This is a genomic window from Pyxidicoccus sp. M15 (assembly GCF_056858435.1).
Map to the genome: position 1 here is coordinate 5585056 of NZ_CM166495.1, position 7740 is coordinate 5592795.

Genomic DNA, 7740 nt, shown 5'->3' on the forward strand with positions numbered 1-7740 from the left:
GGCACACCTGGCACATGTGCCACGTGCCACGTGCCATGTGCCATCGCGAGCCGTGTCCGTCGCCTCGTGGCCGTGTCGCGCGTGAAGACCCGGCCCACTGGACCGCTTGGGCGGGCCCCGGGCAGCATGGGCGAGGAACCCCTGGAGACCGCGCTCCACATGTCAGCTTCCGACAGGGCAAGACTGGCTATCGACCCGACGCTCCCGCCCGAAAGCCTCGACGCTTCTCGGCCGCGCCCCGTTGGAGCGGATTCGGACGACGTGTTCCCGGTCAGCCACTGGGAGCGCTACGAGTTCATCGAGCCGCTGGGCCGCGGCGGCATGGGCGAGGTCTACAAGGCGCGTGATTTGCGCCTGGGCCGCGTCGTCGCGCTCAAGTTCATCCGCGGAGCGCACCCGGACCGGGTCATGCGCCTGCTGCGCGAGGCCCGCGCGCAGGCGCGCATCGACCACCCGAACATCTGCAAGGTCTACGAGGTCGGCGAGGTTGGCGCAAAGGCATACATCGCCATGCAGCTCATCGGCGGACAGCGGGTCGACGAGGCCCCCATGTCCGTGCCCGAAAAAGTACGGGTGATGAAGGAGGTCACCGAGGCCATCCACGAGGCGCACCGGCTCGGCGTCATCCACCGCGACCTCAAGCCCGCGAACATCCTGGTCTCCAGCGGCGAGGACGGGCAGTGGCTCCCGGTGGTGCTGGACTTCGGCCTGGCATACGAGGTGGACCAGGGGCACGGCCTCACCGAGACAGGCGCGGTGATGGGGACGCCCGCGTACATGGCGCCGGAGCAGGCCCGTGGCGACGTGCGGAGCATCGACCGTCGCACGGATGTGTACGGCCTGGGCGCCACGCTCTACGAATTGCTGGTCGGCGTGCCGCCGTTCACCGACTCGACGCTCATGGGCACGCTGGCGAAGGTGCTGCACGAAGAGCCGCCGCCCCCACGCACGCGCGTGCCCCAGCTCGCGAGCGACCTGGAGACCATCGTCCTCAAGTGCCTGAGCAAGGAGCCGGACCTGCGCTACCCGTCCGCGCGGGCACTGGCCGAGGACCTGGGACGCTATCTCGACGGCGAGCCCATCCTCGGGCAGCGCCCGGGGCTGCTGCATCGGCTGAAGCGGGGCGCGCGCAGGCACCGGGCCCTGGTGACCCTCTCGGCGCTGTCGCTGGTGAGCATCCTCGTCCTCTCCGCCCTCGGCGTGCGCTCCTGGCTGGACGCACGGCACACGCGGGAGCAGTCCGCGAGCCGAGCGCTGCTGGCGGAGCAGCTGGGGCAGCAGGTCAAGGAGCTGGAGTATTTCCTCCGCGTGGCCCATGGGTTGCCGCTGCACGACACGACCCGTGAGCAGCAGCACGTCCACGCGCTCATGGAGCGGATGGCGGCGCGGGAGCACGCGCTCGGAGAGGCAGGCGAGGGGCTCGTGCAGTACGCCCTGGGACGTGGCCACCTCGCGCTGCTCGACTTCGAGAAGGCGCACGAGGCGCTGACGAAGGCGTGGGGGCTGGGCATCGACACGCGCGAGCTGCACCTGGCCCGGGGCCGCGTGCTGGGCGAGCTGTACCACCGGGCCATGGAGGACGCGCGGCGCAGCGGTGGCGCGGAGTGGCTGGCCGGTCGGCAGCGGGAGCTGGAGAAGCAGTACCTGGAGCCGGCGCTCCAGTCACTCGAGCGCAGCCGGGGGCTCGCGCTGGCGTCACCCCGCTACCTCGAAGGGCTCATCGCCTTCTACCGCAAGGACCATGACGCGGCGGCACGGGCAGCGGCGGAGGCCACCGCTGAAGCGCCGTGGGAGTACGAGGCGCTGAAGCTCGCCGGGGACGTCGAATACACGCGGGCGATGGAGCTGCTGGAGCGGGGCGAGTACGACGCGGCGCGCTCGCGACTCCAGGCGGCGGTGGGACAGTACGAACAGGCGGCCGAGTCCGGCAGAAGTGACGCGCGGATTCAGGAGGCGCTCGCGGAGGCGTGGCTGCAACAGGCGGAGCTGGACCAGCGGCAGGGAAGGCCTCCCCAGGAGGCACTGCGGCGCGCGATGGAGGCCGGGGGCAGGGCGCTGAAGGCGGCCCCGCTGCGCGCGTCCGGGTACACCCGGCAGGCCCAGGTCCTGTTGAAGCGCTACCACCTGAACCGGTTCCAGGGCGGCAGCGAGGACCCGGCGCCCATCCTCGCCGAGTGGCTCGCCACGGCGGCGCGCGCGGTGGAGCTGGATTCAAGCGACGTGTACGCCTACGACTCGCTGGGCAATGGCCTCTTCCTGCGTGGCTTCCAGGAGGCCAGGGACGGGAGGGATCCGGGGCCGGCCTGGGAGGAGGCCATCTCCGCGCTGACGAAGGCGCTCGCGCTCCAGCCTCGCTATCCCTGGGGGCTCAATGACCTGGCGCTGGTCTACCGCTGGAAGGGCAACCACCAGCGCGAGCACGGCCAGGACCCGCGCGGCGCCTTCGCGGATGCGGAGCGCTACTTCCGTCAGGCGATACAGGTGGACCCTCGCTACCTCTACGCCTTCCAGAACCTGGGCGACCTGTACGTCGACCAGGCGGCTCACGCGCTGGCGCACGGACAGGACCCGGAGGCCGAAATCCAGAAGGCACTCCAGGTGGGCCAGCAGGCCCTCTCCATCGACGGGCGCTTCTACCTGGTGCTGAACCAGGTGGCGGCCGCGGAGCTGACGCGAGCGCAGTACCTCCTCGACAGTGGGGGAGCGCCGCGTCCCGCGCTGGAGCGCGCGTTCCAGCACCTGGAGCGCTCCCTGGGTATCAACGCCACGTTCGGGCGGACGCACTTCTACCGCGCCCGGAGCCACCTCGTGGCGGCGGCCCACGCCCTGGGCGAGGAGCGCAATCCCGACGGTGACCTCCTGGCCGGGCGGGAGGCGCTGGCGGAGGCGTACCGCAACGACGCGGGCTGCGTGGACTGCCGCGTGGTGAGCGCGCGGCTGAGCATGGTGGAGGCGGCGTGGGCGAAGCGGCGGGGACGGCCGGGCGTGCCGTTGCTCCAGCAGGCGCTCGCCGAGGCTCGGCAGGCCGTGAAGCTGTATCCGTACCACGAGGCCCACCAGGAGCTGGCGCGCGTCTACTTGCGTCTGGCGGAGGAGCAGCCCGCCAGCGCCGCGCTCGAGTCCATCGCGCGAGGCGAGGAACAGGTGGACCTGGCGCTGAAGCTCGACCCGGCCCTGGCGCACGCCCACGCCATTCGTGGTGGGCTCCTGCTGCAGAGGGCCCGGTTGGAGCGTCAGGCGGCAACACGCCTGGAGCCGCTTCGCCAGGCCCACGCCGCGCTCGCGCGGGCCGTCGAGCTCAATCCGTTGCTGCGCAGGGAGTACGAGGAGCCGCTGCGCGAGGTGGAGCAGCGGCTCTCACGGCCCTGACGGTGGTTGCCTCAGGGGAGGGCTTCGGGGCTGGTGGCGAGCCTCCCGAACCCGCTCTGTTCCCACCGGGTCTCCGTGCAGTCGCGCAGCCCGGTGGTGCGCTTCAAGTCGCCGAGCTGGGAGCGGAGCTCGGCGCGGCGGACGTTGTCCAGGTTGAGGCACTCCGCGCCCCGGGGACTCCAGAGCGCTTCGAGGTGGTCCATCCGCTCGGCGTTGATGCCGAACGGGTCCCGCTTGTAGATGTCGGTGCCGGACTTCGTGTAGCTGTTGAAGTTCCCGAACTGGACGAAGTAGGCGGCGCGCTTTGCGTGCAGGCACGAACGGAAGAGGTAGTCGCTCCACCTGGGATCCCCCGTCCGGGCACTCCACGGCGTGTAGCCCCAGGCCAGGCAGGTGCTGATGGCTCCCGTCTCGCAGCTCAGGGTCGTGACGCCGGGCGCATCCGTCACTTGCGCCGTCAGGCCATCCACCTTCTTTCCTCCCAGGAAGGAGATCCGGTTCCCCGCGGCGGGGTCCTCGCAGTGCTTCATCCACTCGGACAGCATGCTGCCCAGCTTGTATCGGTAGGAGAGGAGATACCGGTGGAGCTCCTCCGGCCCCCCGGTGCCCGATGCTGCGTTGAGCTTCATCTCGTACGCGTAGACGTCATCGATGACGCTGAGCTGGAACCCGAGCCTCACCTGCTCCAACCCGGCACCGGTGACCTCATGCACCTGGCCCGCCGTTTCGTAGGTGATGACGAGCCGGCTCTGGTCACTCCGGATGCTCTTCAGGTTGACGGACTGACGGGTGCCGGAGGCGGGCTCGAGCCAGGCCTGGACCGCGGTGTCGCGGATGTAATTGGGGTTGGTCCAATCCCGCACCTGGAGTCGAACCCCGGTGGGGGTGTTGATGAAGAGCTCGGGGCAGAACGAGTAGGGGAATGAGGGGGAGGCCGCGTGCTCGTCCCTGAAGCAGTAGCTCCGCACCTCGGTGTTGGAGACGTAGATGCCCCGGCCATTCTGGCTGCCAGGACCGCAGGAGCCCGTCGGGCAGGCAGCGAAGCTCGTCGGGACCTCGGGTGGCGGCCACGGAGTCTTGCACCTCCCATCGCCGCACTCGGTGGTGGATAGCGGCCCGTCGGCAGGGGACGTGACAGTGCCGGCATCGGCTGGCGGCTCCTTGTCCGGGACGGGCTGGGGCGGCGGCAGGTGGGAGCCGCACGTCTTGCATCCGCCCACCCACAGCAACACCGCCATCAGTCCGAGCCATGAAGGTCGTATGTGCTTCACCTGCTTCATCTCGAGTCCCCCTCGCTGCGATGTGTGCGGGCAGGTTCGTCCCAGCCCCTGGATGGTAACGACTGGCTTCGCGTGTACGAAGTGCTCACGGCCTGAGCAAGGCCTGTGCCTGCTTCGCGGGTGTCGACTCTGGCGCGATGGAGCGCGGGCTCGTCAATCTTCTTGAGCACTTCTTCACGCGCCCCGGGCGGCGCCTCCCTGCGTGGCACACCTGCTGGCACCTGCGTCGTGTGCCAGGAGCCGCGTAGAATGACGGCCCATGGAGAAGGACCCATCGACCCTGCAGCCGAGCGGTGCCAGCGGAGGCGCGAGCGACTCTGGAGAGGAGAAGCGCCCCGGCCTCCTGCGGCTGTTCAGCGGGGACGCGGCGATGGCGGAGGTGTTGCCGCTACGGGACGGAGCCCTGGAGCTGGGGCGGGGCGCCGCTGCGCTGGGGGAGGTCCAGGACCCGCGCATGTCCCGGCTCCACGCTCGCGTCCACTTCGATGGGCGGCGCTTCTGGGTGACGGACCTCGGCAGTCAGAACGGCACGTTCGTGGAGGGGAGGCAGGTGCCCGCCGGAACGCCGCACGAAGCCCAGCGGGTCGTCCGCATGGGGGACTCGCTGTTCGTGCCCTGCGCGGACGTGGGTCCCCTGGCGCGGCACGGCGTGGTGCTCCGGGACGGCTTCGTGCGCGGCCACGCCATGCAACGGTTGCTGGCGGAGGTGGCGCGGCTGGCGCAGGTCGGGTCCACACTGCACATCCACGGGGAGAGCGGTGCGGGCAAGGAGGGCGTGGCGCGTGCCTTCCATCAGAGCGGTCCCCGAAGCGCGGGGCCCTTCGTGGCGGTCAACTGCGCGGCGATTCCCCAGAGCCTCGCCGAGCGGCTGCTGTTCGGCGCCAGGCGCGGCGCGTACTCCGGGGCCGATGCGGATGCCCAGGGCTACCTCCAGGCCGCGGACGGCGGCACGTTGTTCCTGGATGAAGTGGTGGAGCTGGACCTGTCCGTCCAGGCGAAGCTGCTGCGGGTGCTGGAGAGCCGGGAGGTCCTCTCGCTGGGCGCCTCGAAGCCGAAGCCGGTGGACCTTCACGTCTGCTCCGCGAGCAACAAGGACCTGCGCGCGCGGGTGGCGGGCGGGCACCTCCGGGAGGACCTCTACTTCCGCCTGGGCAGGCCGGAGGTGATGCTGCCGCCGCTGCGCCAGCGCCCCGAGGAGATTCCCCTGTTGCTCCAGCAGGAGGTGCGGCAGGTGGCGCCCGGCCTGGGACTGCACGTGTCGCTGGTGGAGGAGTGCCTGCTGCGGCCCTGGCCCGGGAATGTCCGGGAGCTGCGCGTCGAGGTGCGCAGTGCCGTCCAGGCCGCACTCCTGGGCGGGGAGACGCGTGTGAAGGCCGTCCACCTGAGCCCGAGTGCCGGCACCGCGTTCGGGCCCGCGCCGTCGACTCCGGTGCCGATGGAGACGGAGAGCGTCAGGCGGGAAGCGCCCTCGCGGGCTCCACCCATGGAGGCCGAGGAGCGGGCGCGCATCGAGGAGGCGCTGCGCGAGCAGGGCGGCAACGTGGCCGCCGCGGCGCGGGCGCTCGGCATGCATCGCACGCAGCTCCGGCGGTTGCTCGCGCGCCATGGCATCGTCGCGGGTTCCGGGGGCGAGGGCGACTGAAGCACCCGTCACCACCGTTGCCCGCGAGGCGAGCATGAGGACCGTCATGCTCGCCCCCATCTGCTGGACCCGAACTCAGTGCCCGCCCGTGCCCGAGGTCCAGAGCACGGTGGCGCCGAAGTTGTCGTAGACGACGAGGTTGCCGTCGTTCTGGATGGCCAGATAAGCGCCCGAGTTCCCGCCGGTGTTGCTCGCCCAGAGGTCACTGCCGAAATTGGGCACGGTGGTCGAGTAGAGGACGAAGTTGCCATCCGCCTGCATCCAGACCGACAGGCCATTCGTGTTCCCAGTCCCGCTCGACCACAGGACACCGTGGCCGTTCCAGGTGTGGACCAGCTCCCCTCCGGGCTTGAGGGTCAGCGTGAACCGACCATCGCTCGACGAGATGCTCTGCCCGGCGTAGAGGCGCTGCCCCGCCAGGAGGGCGACAGGATAGATGGCTCTGACGCCGACGGCGTCGGACGGGGTCAGAGTGAGATCGCCGGTGATATTCGTGCCATGGCAGAAGGTGTAGTGCATGACCGAATTCGAATCATAGGCAGTCAGCGCCCGCGTGTAGGTGGTGCCTTCCGTGCAGTCCTGCCTCTCTTGGATGATGCGGATGTGCTCGTGTCTGAAGCTCAGCACATGTCCGAGCTCGTGCCGCATGAGGCCCGCAAGGGTCCAGGGCGCGAGGTTCACATCCTCGAAGGCAGCGATGTCGATCAGGAGTTCTCGGGAGCTTCGGGGAGGGGGCGTCGAGGTGTCATAACCAGGTTGGAAGGCTCGGGCGAGGTAGTTCCCCGCCCCTGAGGAGTCCACCTTCCGCACATTGAAGATGACGTTGGTGGTGTTGTCGCAGTTGGAATCCAGCGACGAAACGTGGACGAAGTTGAGGTTCGCGCCGGTATTCTTCCAGTCGGCGGCTGCCGTGTTCATCGCGCTCACCACGCTGGCGTATTTGTCACCGAAGCTGGCCGAGCTGATGCAGTAGGTGAGGTTGCGCGCCGCGGGGATGCCCCAGTGGCTCATCCACCCGTCGATGGGAATGTACGCCTGGATGAGGGGTCGTTGGGTGCTGCCCAGTTTCTCCTGGTCCGCCGCGGAGGCCGCGATCATCTGGTCATAGAACTGGCGCAACTGCTCCTCGTTCAAGACGACCTCGTCACCATTGACGATGAAGATTCCCGTGTCGGGCTCCTGGTCGACGTGCGCTCGGAATTCCTCCCAGGTCGGGGGCAGGAGAGGTTGTTGCCGAGGCTCGCCAGCGCACCCCGCGAGGCAGAGCGTCATTACGACAGAAGCCTGAATCATCACGTCGCGAAAATGATTTTGCATGGCTCTCTTGGCCCGAGGGTTCTGGAGGCACGTATGCAGAGGCCTGGGCAGGACCCCTCGGGGGGGATGAGCCGGTGGATGGGAAAATGATGCAGGCGAATACTCTTCGCCTGGCGATGACCCGAAACAGGG

Annotated in this window: 4 protein-coding genes; 2 read left to right on the forward strand and 2 right to left on the reverse strand. The window is 69.4% G+C overall.

The window, feature by feature from the left end; translation table 11 throughout:
- The first annotated feature begins 261 nt into the window (after positions 1 to 261).
- Entirely contained in the window at positions 262 to 3369 is a 3108-nt protein-coding gene (locus ACX9TP_RS21205; RefSeq protein ID WP_482981540.1) for a protein kinase domain-containing protein, read from the forward strand.
- 11 nt (positions 3370 to 3380) lie between these two features.
- Here ACX9TP_RS21205 and ACX9TP_RS21210 read toward each other — a convergent pair whose 3' ends face one another.
- Positions 3381 to 4649 (reverse strand): ADYC domain-containing protein, encoded by a 1269-nt coding sequence (locus tag ACX9TP_RS21210; protein WP_482981541.1) that lies wholly within the window; start codon positions 4647 to 4649, stop codon positions 3381 to 3383.
- 259 nt (positions 4650 to 4908) lie between these two features.
- Between ACX9TP_RS21210 and ACX9TP_RS21215 the strand changes: the two genes are divergently transcribed.
- Positions 4909 to 6291: a sigma 54-interacting transcriptional regulator gene (locus ACX9TP_RS21215; RefSeq protein WP_482981542.1), complete on the forward strand. Its 1383-nt coding sequence runs from the start codon at positions 4909 to 4911 to the stop codon at positions 6289 to 6291.
- A 75-nt stretch (positions 6292 to 6366) separates the two neighbouring features.
- Here ACX9TP_RS21215 and ACX9TP_RS21220 read toward each other — a convergent pair whose 3' ends face one another.
- On the reverse strand, positions 6367 to 7608 hold the full coding sequence (locus ACX9TP_RS21220) for a hypothetical protein (RefSeq protein ID WP_482981543.1): 1242 nt from the start codon (positions 7606 to 7608) through the stop codon (positions 6367 to 6369).
- Positions 7609 to 7740 lie beyond the last annotated feature (132 nt).

Excerpts from the sequence above, each read along its gene's own strand:
- ACX9TP_RS21210 (WP_482981541.1), bottom strand. The coding sequence starts at position 4,649 with ATGAAGCAGGTGAAGCACATACGACCTTCATGGCTCGGACTGATGGCG.
- ACX9TP_RS21215 (WP_482981542.1), top strand. The coding sequence starts at position 4,909 with ATGGAGAAGGACCCATCGACCCTGCAGCCGAGCGGTGCCAGCGGAGGC.
- ACX9TP_RS21220 (WP_482981543.1), bottom strand. The coding sequence starts at position 7,608 with ATGCAAAATCATTTTCGCGACGTGATGATTCAGGCTTCTGTCGTAATG.